The following is a 17144-nucleotide window of genomic DNA, read 5'->3' on the forward strand; positions in this document are numbered from 1 at the left end:
TGGTAAAGCGGCTTTGTCGGAAATAGAGGCAGTGCTAGATTGCGAGGCGTATATCCAACTCAATCGGTTTTGGCATGGCCAAATGATAGCCTTGATACATATCGAAGCCTAGGCTCTGCATCGCTTCGAGTTGTTGTTGGGTTTCTATGCCTTCAATCACTGTCTTTGCGCCAATTTGGGTTGCAAGATCGAGTACCAAGGTCATTTCTTGAGTTTCACCTTGTTCAAAGTCCAACATAACAGAGCGATCAATCTTGATTATATGAGGGTTGATATGGCGAACGCGCTGCTCGGTTGATGCTTGTGTTCCGAAATCATCGACTGCTATTTGAAAGCCATTATCTGCAAGTGAGAGGGCTGCGTCTTTTAAACGCTCTTCGCTTTCGACATTGAGTTCAACCAATTCCATTACAATTTGCTCGCACGAAAGGTTGAGCTCGTGAAGGCGTTTGGCTAGCAAGCTGTCACTTACTTTCTCTGCAGCAAACAGCTCACCTACGTTTGGAAGAACGTTCAAAAACAGGTTTAGATGACGAACATTTGATTGCGCAAAGTTGCGGATATGAATTGCTCGGCTCAACCTCTCTACATTAATTTTGTCTGTGCATGAGGTTTCGTCTGAATGGAAGAAGTGATCGGGACGAACGGTATCACCTTTGTTATTTGAAATGCGCACCAAAGCTTCCACGCCTATTTGAGTCATAGAAGAATCGAATATAGGCTGATAGACACTTCTAAGCGTCAGGTCTTGGTATTTCGCAATGAACTGCATATCAGCATCTACGGATATACAGCTAATAAATTCACTTCTGTCTGATAAAATCATAGTCGCTAGTAAAGAGGGCTTATTCAATGGCGGACGTAAATGTCGCGGCTGTCACAATATTGACAGGTGTAAGTAAATTGTCAATTAATAAAAACTCATTTGTAGAGTCAATATTTAAATAAATATAATTAACGAAAAAACAGCATGATAATTGATATTAGTCATTAAAATTACTTATCATTCACCATTAATAATGATTATTGTGAATTTAATCCCTGAGTAATCTTTCTCATATCAACGTCAATCAATATATGTTTTCAGCGCTAATACACCAGGTAAAAGTAGGGGCAAAGCCTTAAGTTATGGGGGAATGTCAAAGTTACGATATTAACAAACAGCTCTGTTTGCATATAAATGATATCTACTTCTCAAAATATCAACGATGAGCGTGTAAGTTATTATTTTAAAGAAGATAAACTTTGATTGATTATTGGGCAGGGTTTGAATTGGGTCTTATAAAGTATTGGGATGAAGGTCTAACTATTTACTTTAAAGATGGAGTGAAAAAGTTGACCCATATTGTTACTGCCATTGAAGTACGGCATAAAGTTGCAGGTATTTACGAACTAATTGTTGATTTCCTGACCGTTTGAGAGGATGTCCGAATTTAATAAAGCAAGGGCTGATTTTAAAATTACTATTTAATTCAGTGGCGAATTGAGAATCACTCTCTCTTAGCGTGATGCCTTGTTGGCTATATTCAGTGATCTCGTCTGGGAGTTCACCCATCCACCAATGCAATAACTCACCACTGTTTTTACTTCGGCTAATCCAATGGTCGGAAACAATGATCAAAACGTCACTCGGTTGAATAGAAAATCCATACTCTTGTTGCCAATTATGGATGTCCAACATCAATTTTCTGCGACAGGTTTTCCCTGCACTCACCATATGATGACTGATCATCCAAACCGTACCTATCTCAGAAGATATTCGGAAGTGTCGAGGCGTTTCGCCAGAGGAGAGCATTTCAAGTGGGCTGATGTTGCTTGCGTGATTAAAACTAACGAAGGTGTGCTCCATCCGGCGGGCAAATGCCTTACCTATATGGTGCTCACTGATCCCTTGATTGTGTACTGTCGGGTAGTGGCGTTCACAGAGCTTTAGGCAATCGTCCTGAAATTGATTAACGCTTTTAATCACTAGATCTAATAACAATGAAGTCCCTTATACACGGTTACTATCTTATTGATGGGCAATAGTACGGTAATTGTGGCTCCGTTACCTATCGTCAAAGTGTGAGTTCTTGATCTCTCTATCAAAATTAGCCATTGCCACGTGATTTTATGGATAGCACTGGCACTTCAATGGTCTGTATTCTAAATTATGAGGAATTCTAGTTAGTTACCACGATTATAGTTTAGTTAGCTAATAACGATTTATCTACTTACTCTTTACTTGGAAACATTCATGACTATTCAATTAGATTCGAAGCAAAAGTCTGAGCTTACCCATGCCCTTCAAAAGTACATGCAAGATGAACTTGATGTAGAACTCGGTCAGTTCGACACGGAATTCTTAGTCGACTTCATCAGTAAAAAGTTTGGTGCGGTCTACTACAACAAGGGGATAGAAGACGCTCAAAAGGTGATGGAGCGTAAGATGTTAGACATCTCTGATGAGCTTTACGAGATTGAACAAATCGTTGAAATTTAATGTTAACCCCAAACTTGTTCAAATAATTTGAATAACTCGTTTAATTTGAAATGATGTTACCAATGTAAAGCTTGGTAAATACTATGTTACACAAACTCGGTGTAGGGTACGCTTTGCAAAACTTCACCACTCGTTAACATTCGGAAGAGATGCATGGACAACAACGTTAGAAATTACAACCCTTTAGCAAGAGCGATGCATTGGATTTCAGCACTCGCAATATTTGGCTTATTTGGTGTAGGCCTGTGGATGGTTGATCTTTCATATTACAGCGAGTGGTACAAAACAGCACCAGACTATCACCGCTCGGTAGGCATTCTTTTGGCTGCAGTTACCGTTATCCGCTTGGTTTGGAAATTGGTTACCGTGTCACCTAAGGTGGAAGGTAAAAGCTATGAAGTTGCTGCAGCGAAGATCGCTCACGGCTTTATGTACATTAACTTAGCGGTTTTATTTATTTCAGGTTATTTGATTTCAACATCAGACGGCCGCGGGATCGACGTATTCAATTGGTTCACTGTACCAAGTATGGGTGAACTGTTTGCAAACCAATCTGATCTCGCAGGAACGATTCACTACTATGCTGCATGGGTACTGATCATTATGGCATCAGTGCACGCCTTAGCGGCGATAAAACACCACATTATCGACAAAGACGATACGCTACGAAAAATGATAGGAGCTTCAAAATGAAACAGTCAATTATCGCTACAGGATTAGCATTTGCAATGGCAATGCCTTTCGCTGCGAACGCCGCTGATTACGTGATTGATACAAAAGGTGCGCATGCTTCAGTTAACTTTAAAGTTAGCCACCTAGGTTACAGCTTTATCCAAGGTCGTTTTAACACATTCTCAGGTGACTTCTCATTTGATGAAAGCAACGTTGAAGCGTCTACAGTAAACGTAACGGTTGACACTACAAGCCTTGATTCAAACCACGCAGAGCGTGATAAGCATATCCGTAGCGGCGATTTCATCGATGCTGGTAAATTCTCAGACGCAACATTCAACAGCACAAAAGTGGTCGATAAAGGTGACGGCAAACTTGAAGTTATGGGTGACCTTAAACTTCACGGCGTAACTAAGCCTATCGTTATCGAAGCTGAATTCATCGGTGCTGGTCAAGACCCATGGGGCGGTGAGCGTGCTGGTTTCGTTGGTACAACTCGTCTAGAGCTTGCTGACTTCAACATTCCAGTAATGGGCGCTTCAAGCTACGTAGATATGGATCTACACGTTGAAGGTGTAAAGAAGTAATCTAGCTATCAATAGTTGCTGACTGGTATCAACATTTTTAGAAACATCAAAAGTTTGGTCGATATCAACTAGCAGGTTAGTTAGAAAAAGAACAAGTAGCTAGAAATAGAGAAAGGCGCAAAGTAATGACTTTGCGCCTTTTTTATTGAGGTAAATGGCCACGCGTTTAGATCTGTTTTGTGTCAAACCTTGAGTTGCGTTTTAAGCCTCCATTTACTTCTGCCAGTCAACGTTGCCATGACTGAGTTATCTAATTGAACTACTAATCCCTAATAGTTCAACTTACGATTAGTTAAGCCGTTTCTAGTTCAGCTTGAGGAACCACGTTTAGTCGGTCACCGTAGATTGGACGCAATGCTTGCATCACTTCAATGCGAGTCAACACACCCACCATTACGCCATTTTCTAACACTGGAAGCATATGTGGTTGGCTAACTTTCATCGCTTTTGCACGCTCTTCTAGAGAAAGAGAAGTCAGGCGAGTCGCGAAGCCCATGCTTGTTGTCGGGTAAAGTTGCTCTTTGTCGATGCATAAGAACTCAGCAACGTCTACTAGCTTGTCGTTTGCATCGATAGCCACAACGTCACGGCTCATTAAGTCTACGACTTTCTGGCCTTTAGTTGGGATGTAATCTTGGCACCAAAGATCCACCATTACGTCATGAACAGAGAAGATACCAACCAGACGACCTTCAACATCGCAAACAGGAGCGCTAACAAGTTGAGCGTCTAAAAGTGAATCAATTGCCACTGATGTAGGCATTTCTACGCTTAGTGTCATAGGCTGAGTGTTCATGATTTGCTTGATAGTCGTTGCTGTGTTCATAGTAATTTCCTTAACTGACGTAATTTCTGTTGTTTGTGTAATAGCGGTAATTTTTGCTGCTTTAAGTTGTGGGCGACGGTAGATGCTCCAATTGGCTAAGCCGACCAATACCGAACCACCTACGATGTTGCCGATTGTCACTGGTATTAAGTTTGCGGTGACAAATTTCATGATGTTCAGGTCTGCGTACTGGGCTGGTGTCGCGCCAATTTGCATCCAAAAACTCTCTGGTGCGAATGCTTGAATTGTGATGCCCAGAGGAACCATAAACATATTCGCCACACAGTGCTCAAAGCCTGAGCTTACGAACATTGCTACGGGTAGTACGGTCATCATTGCCTTGGTCATTGCATTAGCAGAGCTGAACGTTAACCAAATCGCTAAACACACCAACAAGTTACAAAGCACACCTAAAGCAAATGCTTGAACAGGGCTGTGGTGTAGCTTGTGTTGAGCAATGTTCAGAGCGTTTAAGCCCCATTGCCCGCCATCCAGTTGATACAAACCTGCTGCGCTTACCAAAGCTAATAGGAACATGGCACCGATAAAGTTACCGACATACACCTTGCCCCAGATTGACAGCATCTTAGTGAAGGTGATCTGCTTGTTAGCCCATGAGATGCTTGATAACACTGAGCTGGTAAACAGCTCTCCACCACAAATCACAATCAAGATCAAACCCATACTGAATGCAAGACCGCCGGCTAAGCGACTCAATCCCCATCCAGCATCAGCGCTGCCCGTGGTTACCGTGATGTAGAATAGAAAAGCAAGCCCGATGAATGCACCAGCCATGATTGCTAAACTCAATGTCATGCTGCTGGTTTTATTTGCTTTGCTTAATGCAAACTTCTCTGCTTCCGCCATCATTTCTGTTGGTGAGAACAGTTGATGATTTTCAGAAGTGCTGGTTGCCATATCCCCCCCTTGAACAATCCGTCATGTGTAATTCCTAGTGTTAATGACTTGGTTAATCCGTAATGGTTAATCAATTGTGTTTTGCAGGGCCTCTTGTGTCCTGCCATTCCAGATTAGGGCGTTGAGGGGTAGAGGTAAAATTGATAATTTTTAGAAACCACATCAAATTTATTGATATAGATTTGGTTACGCGTAGAATGAAATTGATTGCTCATCGGCTTAATAAAAAATGAGCATCAGGACACAAATAATTAAAAGCATTAAGGATGAATTTTGCGTTATTCATTAAAGCAACTCGCGGTATTTGATGCAGTAGCAGACTCCGGGAGCGTTAGTCTGGCAGCAGACAAATTGGCGTTGACTCAGTCGGCGACAAGTATGTCTCTTGCACAGTTGGAAAAAATGCTCGGCAGACCTTTGTTTGAAAGGCAGGGAAAGCAAATGGCCCTGACTCATTGGGGCATGTGGTTAAGACCAAAAGCGAAGCGTTTACTGCAAGACGCACAGCAAATTGAGATGGGTTTCTATGAGCAGCATTTGTTGAGTGGCGAACTCAAATTAGGTGCTAGCCAAACTCCAGCGGAACACCTCGTTCCGGATCTCATCAGTATTATTGATAACGACTTTCCTGAGATGCGAATCTCGCTCGGCGTGCAAAGTACCGATGCTGTCATTGATGGTGTATTGGATTATCAATACGATCTGGGCGTTATCGAAGGTCGTTGTGATGACAATCGAGTTCACCAAGAAGTATGGTGTACTGACCATTTAACGGTGGTTGCTTCGGCTCATCACCCGTTTGCGAAGCGTGAACGAGTGAGTTTGGCACAGTTAGAGCAAGCGAAGTGGGTATTACGCGAACACGGCTCGGGTACTCGCAAAGTTTTTGATAGCTCTATTCACCATTTAATTGGTGATCTCGATGTTTGGCGAGAGTATGAACACGTTCCTGTTTTAAGAAGTTTGGTTGCAAACGGCCCATATTTAACGTGTTTACCTTATCTAGATGTCGAACAGTTTGTTGAATCAGGGCAACTGGTGACGTTGAATGTTCCTGAGCTTGAAATGGAGCGTACGCTTTCATTCATTTGGCGTGCCGACATGGCAGAGAACCCACTTGCTGAGTGTATTAAGCGAGAAGGTAAGCGAATGATGAAAGGCAAACCGTCAGTTCTGTAACGATAAATTGATAGAATGCTGATAACCGATTGTGTTGAATAAGCGATTCCGGTCTCTATCTGGTGATAAATGCACATTCGCGTACATTATTAATGTGATCAAGATCGTCTAAATGAAGGCGTTCTTACCATAGTATGCTTACTTGATTTTAAGTGAGGCTAAATCCGATTGCGTTCAATTACGTAATTAGGCTTTAGAAATAGTATGAGTACATTAGTCGCGATTTCATTAACAACAGGTATTTTGTCAGGTCTATGGGGATGGATAGCTATCTCTTTTGGCTTATTGTCATGGGCAGGTTTCTTAGGTTGCACAAGTTACTTTGCTTCGCCAACAGGCGGTGTTAAAGGACTAGCAGGAAGCTTATTGACCAACATGACAGGCGTATTCTGGGCAATGGTGATTATCGAAAGCTCAACCTTCGCAGGGTTAGAGATTTTAGGCTACATGATTACTGCTATTGTGGCTTTCTTTATGTGTATTCAAGCAAAACAAGTGTGGCTCGGTTATATCCCCGGAACCTTTATTGGTTGCTGTGCGACGTTTGCTGCAGGTGGCGATTGGCAACTTGTAGTACCATCTTTACTGCTTGGTGGTGTATTTGGATACTTGATGAAAGCAACGGGGCTATGGCTTCACGAGAAATCGACTCAATCTTCGGAAGTTGTTGAACAACACGCTAAGCAAGCAAAGGCGTAACGAATACGTTAAGCAATGATGCTCTAGTTACTGTGAACTCTTGCAAGATAACCCCCAATTAATTTGTATATCGATTTATACAGGCACACCATCTGGTGTGCCTTTTTTGGTTTTGGTTAAGATAATAAACTAAAGATTTCATCAGTAGAGCAACTGATAGCATCTATAAAAAATTATGCTTAGGTATTTCCGTTCGCCATGGTGATCACGCGTTTTAATGTCCACCTTAATAAAAGCGGAATGCATTCTTGTCCTTGATTCTCGCAATGAGAAACAATGGCGAGTGCAAGGTCGGGCTTTGCGTGTTTCTTCAATACTTTGGCGACCACTTTCTTCGGAGGGATAGGGTGATCGTATGGAATCTTAACCATGTCACGGAAAAAGCTCTCAAACCCGTTCATATATAAGTAATGCTCGATATCCTTATCAGGCAGTTCGGTGAGTCGATGTCTTTCCTGATCATTACCGAGTTTCGATAGCACTGTCGCGGCATACTTTTTACCAGCGGCATCGCCGTCAGTCACAACATGCCAATCAATGCCAAACTCTTGTGCAACCTTAATCAGCGCCTTAAGTCCCGATTGAGCGAACTCAATTATCTGCACCCCTTCCGCGGCTAGGTTATAGCCACATTGGTTGGCCAGTTCATTGAACAACCAAACCTCGGTTTCACCTTCTACTAATAGCCAACAGCGAGCAAACAGTGCCCCTGAGCGGTGGAAACGGATATGAAAACCAATTCGACGAAGTTCATCCTTACTGAAGTGATTCATGTTGAGTTGGTTGGCGAGGGTTTTGTCGGACTGACGAACTAAGCGACGAATTGATTGAAGTGGGACAGCAGCAAGTAGATCGCCACTGTTGGTAGTGAGTATTTTCTGCATGGGCAACTTCTGCATTAAACTCCAAGCCCTTGCCAAGTGCGTTGGGTGCAATCGACCTTCTGGATCTTCAAGGATCAAAAGTGGGCGAGCACATCGTCTTAAGTCGTTTGGCCCTTTAGCTTGTAGATAAGCGTTGAGTAACCCCATGAATAATAAACGAGTCTGTTTGTTTTTGGTTTCTTCAACAAGTTGATGAATACTCTGATCATTGGCACCCGCCGAATAAAGCAATCCGTCTCGCTGTTTTCTAGGGTTACGACGAGAAGTACTTTTAAAAGAAAAATAGTGTTCAATCAAACTTTGCATCGACTCTAGGCTACTGCGCATTTCACCTTTATTAACATGACCGGGTATCGCCATTAGACGACGGCAGGTGTTGTCGATTCGCTTTTCTATTCTTGCCTGACGTCCATTGCCATTATTAGCGCCGTTTCCATTTGTGCTATTGCCATTGCTCGCTTGATGATTCCCGTTCCCGTTTGAATTGGCATTATTCGCGTGACCATTGCTAGGAAGGTGAGCATTGTGGTTAAGAGACTTGCCGTTGAAGGGACGATCAAAGTGCCTTGCGTCACGCAAACGGATGACAGGATGTAAGGTCATTAATTCTTGAGCGAGCTTTTCAGAATGATGAAGCTTGAGCGGATTACCATCCAAACCAAGAAATGCATAGTGTGTGGTTGTTTCATACTGTTCTAGCGTCGCGCTGATTCGATAGTAGATGCGAAATACACCAAACTCATCCTGGACCCAAATAGGTTTGAGTTTGCGATAACGACCTGCGTTAAGTTCGCTCTTATCGTTAGCTTTTAAGGCGAGAACAATTTGAAGATGTTGAGACTGTGGATGTGAAACAGAGTAATCGACATGAAAATCGGTCATTTCAAAGTGATATGGCACACCGTCTGAGGGCAGAACGACGGAAAGGGCATCCAATAATGAAGACTTACCCCAAGTATTTTCACCAATAAGCGTGGTTAGCTCGTCAAACGCGAGTGACATGCGCTTGATACCTCGAAAGCCAGAAATCTCGATTCTTTCTAGTTGCATAGGCTTACTCCTAACGAAAGGCTCTGCTAATTATTTGAAAGCTAACAGATATCTTTAATCATAATCGAAAAAACCAAATCCGGTATGCTCACCTGTCACAAAACCCGTTGTTTATTAATACGGTGCAAAATGAGATTTTTGATCTATCTCGAGTATTTTTTTGCAGTGCAGTTTCATAAAATTCACGATTCTGTCATGATTCTCGACCTAGTATGAAGGGACTAAGAGAGAAGAAAATATGACTAAAAAGAATAAGCCGACAAAAATAGTGTTGGCACACATCAACGACACCCACTCATACTTTGAACCAACCTCGTTACAGCTATCACTTAAAATGAACAACCACATCATTGAACCTTATGTCAGTGCTGGTGGCTTTGCTCGAATTTCAGCACGCTTTAAACAAATAGAACAAGATGCCCAGCGCCAGAAGGTTGGAACTTTGTTCCTACACGCTGGCGACTGCTTCCAGGGCACTTTGTACTTTTCTTTATTCAAAGGAAAAGCCAACGCCGATTTGTTGAATGCCCTCAATATAGATGCCATGACGCTCGGTAATCACGAGTTAGACATGGGTAATGAGCCCGTTGCGATTTTCGCGAAAAGAATCAAATTCCCACTGTTGGCCGGTAACTGGAATCTATCGAATGAGGATATCAATAAAACTCATACGCTAGCGGACAACGACATTGTTAAGCCTTATCTGCCTGAAACACGAAGTGCTTCTTTTATAACGAAAGAATTTGACGGCGAGAAGGTCGCAATATTCGGCTTAAGCATCGACAAGATGGCAGGCATCGCTAACCCAGATACCGATACACCGTTTGAAAATGCTTTGGAAACGGCAAAAGCGACCATTGAGCAAATTCATCAAGCAGGCATCAACAAGATTGTGTTACTTAGCCATCTTGGTTACGAAGCTGATTTAGAGTTAGCAGCTAACGTAACAGGTATTGGCGTCATCGTTGGTGGTCATAGTCATCGCTTACAAGGTGATTTCTCTGATATCGGCTTAGTTAAAGATGATGAATACGGTGTGAAAATTGGCGATACCTATGTTGTGCAAGCGGGTTTCCACGCCATGAGCCTAGGACACTGCGAAATTGAGTTCGATTCTCAAGGTAAAGTGACGCACTTCAATGGTAAGAACGAACTGTTATTAGGTCGTCGACTCTTTATAGACGCGAAACTGAGTGAAGTAGGGCAAGACGACGCACATGATATGGCGTGTGAGTTTTTGAACAACCACCCGAATATCGCTGTATGTAAGAAAGATCCTGAATTGCATAGCATTCTGACGGATAAATACCAGCCGCGAGTTCGTAAGCTTCAGCAGCAAGTGATTGCTCATGCTGACAGTAAACTTCGCCATGTTCGTATCCCAGATGAACAAGGGCCAAGCCAACTTGCGCCGTTGGTTGCCCAGTCGTTCCATTATCTGATGAACAAGAAAGGACACGCGGTAGAATTTGCCATCCACAACTCTGGTGGAGTGAGAAACTCACTGAATAGCGGCGATGTTTCGGTTGCCGATATTGCCGGAAAACTACTACCGTTTGCCGTACCTATTGGTGTGTATGAAGTCAGAGGTGAAACGATCGCTGGCATGCTGGAAGGCGCAATCAATAACGCATTGGATAACGGTGTGGTAGGTACGGGGTCGGGTAGCTTCCCTTACACACATAACCTAAGGTTCTGTTACCACAAAGAAGCACCTCTAGGGCACAGAATTCACAATCTTGAAATCCACTCTGAAGACGCCGGTTGGCAATCTGTTTCGCGTGAACGTGTTTATCGCGGAGCATCATCAGCCTACACCATGAAAGGGAAAGAGGGCTATAACGCGGTGTTGGATATGATAGGCGATGGCACGGTAACTACTGACTCCATGGCAGACTGCTTCATTGCGTTTTTACAAGACCACCCAGAGTCGCTTCAACACAATGAACCGTTGAATTGCATGGATTGTTTCAGATAACCACAGGTGATACAGATACTTAGCATCATTACCTTGGCTTATTTATAAAATTGGCATCGTTTATGCTTTATCTCTGCAGGTCCCTTCTTGTGGAGATTTGCATGGATAAGAAAGATTGGTTAGATGCGGTAGCTGTTGTAGGTTGGGTATCTGTTTGGTCAGCGTTAGTGTATTTGGTGCCGACTACAGGTTTATAATGGTGTTGCATTCTGGATAAGACTAGCTTTTGAACAGTCGCAGTATTCCTATTATCAATACACGCTATACCAAGCGAAAGTGGAAGAAATAAAAAAGGAGCAGATTGCTCCTTTTTTGCTTTTTCCGTGCAAATTTATATAGACGAAACACAATCAGAGGATTATTATCCACGCGTTTGGGGAGTAGTTAGCGCAAGTTTACATATCGTCATCTCGTTAGGCCAAGAGTCTATCCGGTATGTAAAGGTGAAATCCCATATTTCACTTCAACGAGACCAACGCAATCACAGTCAAGATCCGTAATGGAGCTTGATATGCTTTGTTTGCGGAAGGTCTTATACAGTTCTTCCGCCCGGAGGAATAATGAACTCAACTCAATCTCTATTATCTACAAATAGTGAATCCTTTTTTTCATCGCCAATCATGACGACTTATGCGGGCTTTTTCCTGCTGACGGTTATTCTCGTCTCTATTGATATCTATCAGACTCGTGGCGGCAACGTTACTATTAAGAAAGCGGCAATCTGGAGTGTTTTCTGGTTTGTACTCGCGTTTTTGTTTGCTGGCTCTATTTATCTGTTTTGGGACATTTATGCGCCGAACAGTGACTACACAGCGCAAAAAGCAACAGTGTCATTCATTACGGGTTACTTGTTAGAAAAATCCCTTAGCGTAGACAACTTGTTTGTTTTTGCGATGATCTTTGCTCAATACCAAGTTCCTGAGCATTTAAGACCTCGTGCGCTTCTTTGGGGTGTAATTGGTGCATTGGTGCTTCGTGCAATTATGATCGCACTAGGCGCACAACTATTGGCTGAATACCACTGGGTACTTTACGTGTTCGCTGCGTTCTTGATTGGTACAGGTATTAAGCTGGCTTTAGACAAGGGCGAAGAGGAGAGTGTGAATACACTGCCTGAAAAGCTACTTCGTAAAGTGATGCCGGTAACAGAGGATTTCCATGGCCCTGCATTAATGGTTAAACAGGGTGCTAAATGGGCATTCACTCCAATGATGTTGGTAATCGGTGCGATTGCAGTCATGGACGTGATGTTTGCATTGGACTCTATCCCTGCGATCTTTGCGGTAACACAAGAACCGTTCTTGGTATTAGCGGCAAACGTATTTGCGTTACTTGGCCTTCGTTCGTTGTATTTTGTACTGCAAGGTATGATGGACAAGTTCATCTACTTGAAACCGGCACTGGCATTCATCATGGTGTTCATCGGTGTGAAAATGCTATTGGTTGACAGTGAGTGGGCTATCCCAACGTATTGGTCGCTCGCTGTGCTGATTTCTACTATGACGATTGCGGTTATAGCGTCGGTTTATGCGAAGAAGCCAGGCATTGAACAAGTAAATTAAAAACAAATATAACTTATCGAAAAGTTGATAATGAACACGTGGCTGATGAAGTGGAAAATTTATTTATGTAAATTTTCTGTGACATTGACCACTTTTTTTTGCGGGGTATTTGTACTAAATGCATGATTTAAACACTATATTGAATTTATACTCATATAGTATGCATATCTATTTTGTGGTGTTGTTAATGGTTTGTTTTATTAGAAAAACTAATTCCAAAATCTAATTTTAGTCATTTTTTAACCTGCAAAAGATCACTTATTATTCTTGTCATCAGAACGAAACACATTAATAAATTTATAGAGAGGCAATCATGGCTCAAGCAGTACAAATGAATACTATCGCTGTTCCTAACTCTATGGATAAGAAGACCTACTCGGTTAACTTCAAAGGATTGATTGCACACATTTTCGATATTCTTTTCGTAGACAACTCTCCACGTAGTTACTACGCAAGCGACCTATCAGGTCACATGCAACGCGATATCGGTATCAACCGTTAATCTCAGCGTAAACGCATAGAATAAAAGAAAGACAGAATTTTAAAAACGCCAGCTTCTTAGCTGGCGTTTTTGTATCTGAAATAAACTCTATCTCTTCGCAAACTAAGCACCTGAAAGAAAAACCTAGGCATAACGGTCTGTATTTGAGCGCCAATCAATTCGCTTTGTACAAGGATCTCGGTATGTCACACGCCAAACGCAATTCATCATTGATTAAACTTTGCTTATTTACCTTACCGATCGGCTTCTATTCTTCAGTGTCGAATGCACAAACATGGAGTAACGAAGGGCAACCTGCACAGGTTATCGAACTGTTCACCTCTGAAGGTTGTTCGAGTTGTCCGCCTGCTGATGCTTACCTCAGTACTTTTGAAGACCATCCAAAATTGTGGACACAAGTCATTCCGCTTGCCTATCACGTCGATTATTGGGATTACCTAGGTTGGGGCGATAAGTTCGCCAGCAAGGCATTCAGTCAGAAGCAACGTTTGTACAAAGCTTATGGGGTAACAAGTGGCGTCTATACACCGGGCTTCGTTGTCGATGGAAAAGAGTGGCGTGGTTACTTTAATTGGCTAGACAGAACGTTGCCTTCGCTCCAACAACAAACTAATCCCAAATTAACAGTGAACCATAAAGGCGATACGTTCAGCGTGAGTTACGAAGGCAAAGGGGATTATGTCGCTCATATTGCCTTGTTGGCGATGAACGAAGTCACCAGCGTTAAAGGGGGCGAGAACAGAGGTAAGAAACTTGAGCACGATTTTGTCGTGGTTTACGACGGCTATCAACGTGGTGAGTCTGATTGGCAATTCAATATCGACTTCTCCCCGTTAGTCGCCACGCCAGATGCTGTAGCCGTGTGGTTAACTGAGCTCAACTCGTACACGCCAGAGCAAACGGTAGCGGGTTGGCTTAACTAAATTTGCGATAACTTGATACTGGATGTGTTGTACTGGGGCTAATTGCTAAAACACGAGAGAAAGGGGCGATTTAGTTACGTAATACTGCTGAAATACGTTAATATAGCGCGCTATTATTTTAGCTTTGAGTTCCTGCAATTAATGACTAACACCACAACACCAACCAACTTCTCTGATCTTGGCTTGATCTCTCCTTTGATGGCTCGTCTTACCGAGCTTGAATACCAACAGCCAACGCCTATCCAAGCGCAAGTTATTCCAAGTGTGTTAGCAGGACGCGACCTAATTGCAGGCGCAAATACAGGTTCAGGTAAAACTGCAGCATTTGCACTTCCACTGTTACAAAAGATCCATGAAGATGCACCTTTAGACCGTCGTTCGGGCAAAGGTAACTATGTTTCTGGTCTTATCTTAGTTCCTACACGTGAGCTTGCTAAGCAAGTTGCCGATAGCGTTAAGTCTTACGCAGTACATTTCAACGGTGCAATCAAAACTGTTTGTGTATTCGGTGGTGTATCGGTGAACACTCAGATGCAAGCGCTACGTGGCGGTACAGATATCTTGGTGGCAACACCGGGTCGTTTGCTTGATCTAATCTCAAGCAACGCTATCAAACTCGATAAAGTAAAAACGTTAGTGCTTGATGAAGCAGACCGTATGTTGAGCCTTGGCTTTACAGAAGAGCTCGACGCGATCTTGAAGCTGCTGCCAAGCAAGAAGCAAACTCTGTTGTTCTCTGCGACTTTCCCTGAGCAAGTTAAAACGTTGACTCACGAATTACTGAACGACCCAATTGAAGTCCAACTTCAAAGTGCTAATGCAAGCACACTGGTTCAACGTGTATTTGAAGTCGAAAAAGGCCGTAAGACAGCTATGTTAGCACACCTGATTCAACAGCACGAATGGCGCCAAGCACTGATCTTCGTAAACGCGAAGAACAGCTGTGAGCACCTTGCAGACAAGCTTTACAAGCGCGGTATCATCGCAGAAGTATTCCACGGCGATAAAGGGCAGGGTTCACGTACTCGTATTCTTGAAGATTTCAAATCTGGCGAGATTGACGTTCTTATCGCGACAGACATCGCAGCACGCGGTCTGGATATCGAAAAGCTACCAGTAGTAATCAACTTTGACCTACCGCGTAGCCCATCAGACTACATGCATCGTATTGGCCGAAGTGGTCGTGCGGGTGAGGTTGGTCTAGCGCTATCTTTGATCGACCACGAAGATTACCATCACTTCACAATCATTGAGAAGAAGAACAAAATCCGTCTTGAGCGTGAGCAAATTGAAGGTTTTGAAGTGGATGAAGAGGCAACCGCTGAACTTGTTGCTGCACTAAAACCCGTTGCGCCACCGGCTGGCACAGGCAAGAAGAAAAAGAAGAAAGCACCTAAAAACCAAGATGTTTGGTTGAGAAATAACTGATATTGAGTCAGTAAGCAATAGACATTCAAAAGGCGCTTAATTGCGCCTTTTTTGTTTTTCTTATCTCAAGTTAAGCGATTCCGCGTAACGAGACTAAGCGATACTTTTGACTCTAAATAGGTCTGTGAATAATTTTCCTATCATCAAAATGATGAGCAGTGTGGTTAACATTAGCAATGGTGTTTGAATCTGATAAACCGGTGTTAGATTAAGCGCGCCAGATGTCAGTACGACTAGCAGGTTTATACCAAGTATTCGATGCATCATAAGTTTAGGTGTCGCAAACACTTTCCATATCACTATGCTGTTGATGAAATAGAACAACGCCAATTGCCACAATTCAGTCATCATCGGCATGATAAAGATATATTGCAGCAAGATAACCGTGCCCGTTCCAATGACACCAAAAAACGCATCCTTAATAACACTTGGCGGCATAGTTGGAAGCATTGAAGAAAATATGCCAGCAATCATCGGGAAAACAAAACCACCCGGTACAGGCAGGTATATCCAAACCAATAACGACGTGACGAACATCGAGACACCTTGTAAGACTTTTCTCCCATCTTCATTAAGGTGTTGAACAAACGTACGGTGCTCGTGGTGCCAAGAAACGTTTTTCTTCTCACTCATCACAAATGGCACATCATCAATTAATGATGTGTTTGGCGCCATTAATTCGAGTTTTTCCATCTTTTGGGTGAGAGCGACCCAATCAATAGCTTGAGTCCGTTCACCCGAGGCGAGTTCAAGCAGACGCTCTTGAATATGCGCCATTTCGTTGATTCGTAAACGCCATGCGTGAATATTTTCTTTTAGGTGATAACTCCCAGCGAGCGGCAAATCCAACAGTTGATAGAGCTTTTCAATATTAGCGGTATTGGACTCTAAGGCTTCTATATCAAGGTTGTTGGTATCGCTCATTGCTGTTATCAGCGTTTCTCTGCTTGTTTCAAATCGTTGTACAAAGTTCTGCTCAGTGTTTACAGGCCAGATCAGACGATAAACAATCGAGAAGGTGATAACACCTAATAGAGTTTCTTGTATTCGAAGCACTGCAAAATAGAATGTAATTTGGTTATCGAATCCACCCATACAAGAGATGATGGAGCAAACCGCAAAGCCTATTGAAAAGACATAACCGTATTTTTCATCACTCGACATGAAGATGCATGTACCGAGAAATAAGGTGAAAAACATCAGAAATAGAAAGCGGTCTTGCGAAAACATCGCAATCAAGAAAAAGGCATAACCAGTCCCTAATAAGGTGCCCATTAATCGGTTATGACCTTTGTTGATTGAATGAGCAAAGCTCTCGTTCAGTGCCATGACCGCAACCGCAATTGCCGCCCAATAAGGTTTCTCCCATTGAAACCACAACGCAACACAGATAGAGATAACAATAGCGAGAGCCGCTTTAATGGCTTCTTTGGTTGATGCACTGAACATAAAAG

Annotated in this window: 15 protein-coding genes; 10 read left to right on the forward strand and 5 right to left on the reverse strand. The window is 42.8% G+C overall.

Annotated elements, in window-relative coordinates; translation table 11 throughout:
• Positions 1–34: 34 nt before the first annotated feature.
• Complete coding sequence (locus BCV39_RS14725; RefSeq protein WP_102433333.1) at positions 35–772, reverse strand: EAL domain-containing protein; 738 nt, start codon at positions 770–772, stop codon at positions 35–37.
• 576 nt (positions 773–1348) lie between these two features.
• A complete protein-coding gene (locus BCV39_RS14730) occupies positions 1349–1984 on the reverse strand; it encodes a hypothetical protein (protein WP_102433334.1) in 636 nt (211 codons plus the stop codon).
• A gap of 252 nt (positions 1985–2236) precedes the next feature.
• On the opposite strand from BCV39_RS14730, the gene BCV39_RS14735 reads away from it, so the two are divergent.
• From BCV39_RS14735 to BCV39_RS14745, 3 genes are all read left to right on the forward strand, one after another.
• Positions 2237–2482: a DUF2164 domain-containing protein gene (locus BCV39_RS14735; RefSeq protein WP_065675359.1), complete on the forward strand. Its 246-nt coding sequence runs from the start codon at positions 2237–2239 to the stop codon at positions 2480–2482.
• 153 nt (positions 2483–2635) lie between these two features.
• Entirely contained in the window at positions 2636–3175 is a 540-nt protein-coding gene (locus tag BCV39_RS14740; RefSeq protein WP_102433335.1) for a cytochrome b, read from the forward strand.
• Positions 3172–3741 carry a YceI family protein gene (locus tag BCV39_RS14745; protein ID WP_102433336.1) on the forward strand — a complete coding sequence of 190 codons (570 nt, stop codon included), beginning with the start codon at positions 3172–3174 and terminating at the stop codon, positions 3739–3741. The genes BCV39_RS14740 and BCV39_RS14745 overlap by 4 nt, the downstream gene beginning before the upstream one ends.
• A gap of 292 nt (positions 3742–4033) precedes the next feature.
• On the opposite strand, the gene focA is transcribed toward BCV39_RS14745, so the two are convergent.
• Positions 4034–5485 carry a formate transporter FocA gene (gene focA / locus BCV39_RS14750; RefSeq protein WP_102433337.1) on the reverse strand — a complete coding sequence of 484 codons (1452 nt, stop codon included), beginning with the start codon at positions 5483–5485 and terminating at the stop codon, positions 4034–4036.
• A 273-nt stretch (positions 5486–5758) separates the two neighbouring features.
• Between focA and BCV39_RS14755 the strand changes: the two genes are divergently transcribed.
• Positions 5759–6664, forward strand: a complete 906-nt coding sequence (locus BCV39_RS14755; RefSeq protein WP_102433338.1) for a LysR substrate-binding domain-containing protein — start codon at positions 5759–5761, stop codon at positions 6662–6664.
• A gap of 204 nt (positions 6665–6868) precedes the next feature.
• Entirely contained in the window at positions 6869–7363 is a 495-nt protein-coding gene (locus BCV39_RS14760) for a DUF1097 domain-containing protein (protein WP_102433339.1), read from the forward strand.
• Positions 7364–7542: 179 nt separating this feature from the next.
• On the opposite strand, the gene BCV39_RS14765 is transcribed toward BCV39_RS14760, so the two are convergent.
• Positions 7543–9297, reverse strand: a complete 1755-nt coding sequence (locus tag BCV39_RS14765; protein ID WP_048660204.1) for an ATP-dependent endonuclease — start codon at positions 9295–9297, stop codon at positions 7543–7545.
• Positions 9298–9535: 238 nt separating this feature from the next.
• On the opposite strand from BCV39_RS14765, the gene BCV39_RS14770 reads away from it, so the two are divergent.
• From BCV39_RS14770 to BCV39_RS14790, 5 genes are all read left to right on the forward strand, one after another.
• Entirely contained in the window at positions 9536–11275 is a 1740-nt protein-coding gene (locus BCV39_RS14770; RefSeq protein WP_102433340.1) for a bifunctional UDP-sugar hydrolase/5'-nucleotidase, read from the forward strand.
• Between the two features lie 560 nt (positions 11276–11835).
• Entirely contained in the window at positions 11836–12837 is a 1002-nt protein-coding gene (locus tag BCV39_RS14775) for a TerC/Alx family metal homeostasis membrane protein (protein WP_048612514.1), read from the forward strand.
• Positions 12838–13150: 313 nt separating this feature from the next.
• On the forward strand, positions 13151–13339 hold the full coding sequence (locus BCV39_RS14780) for a hypothetical protein (protein WP_017059812.1): 189 nt from the start codon (positions 13151–13153) through the stop codon (positions 13337–13339).
• 182 nt (positions 13340–13521) lie between these two features.
• A complete protein-coding gene (locus BCV39_RS14785; protein WP_102432532.1) occupies positions 13522–14262 on the forward strand; it encodes a DUF1223 domain-containing protein in 741 nt (246 codons plus the stop codon).
• 141 nt (positions 14263–14403) lie between these two features.
• Positions 14404–15690, forward strand: coding sequence for a DEAD/DEAH box helicase (locus BCV39_RS14790; protein WP_102432510.1), 1287 nt, complete (start codon positions 14404–14406; stop codon positions 15688–15690).
• Between the two features lie 93 nt (positions 15691–15783).
• On the opposite strand, the gene BCV39_RS14795 is transcribed toward BCV39_RS14790, so the two are convergent.
• A complete protein-coding gene (locus tag BCV39_RS14795) occupies positions 15784–17139 on the reverse strand; it encodes an FUSC family protein (RefSeq protein WP_102432511.1) in 1356 nt (451 codons plus the stop codon).
• Positions 17140–17144 lie beyond the last annotated feature (5 nt).

This window comes from Vibrio sp. 10N.286.55.E10 (assembly GCF_002872555.1).
Classification (GTDB): Bacteria; Pseudomonadota; Gammaproteobacteria; order Enterobacterales; family Vibrionaceae; genus Vibrio; species Vibrio crassostreae.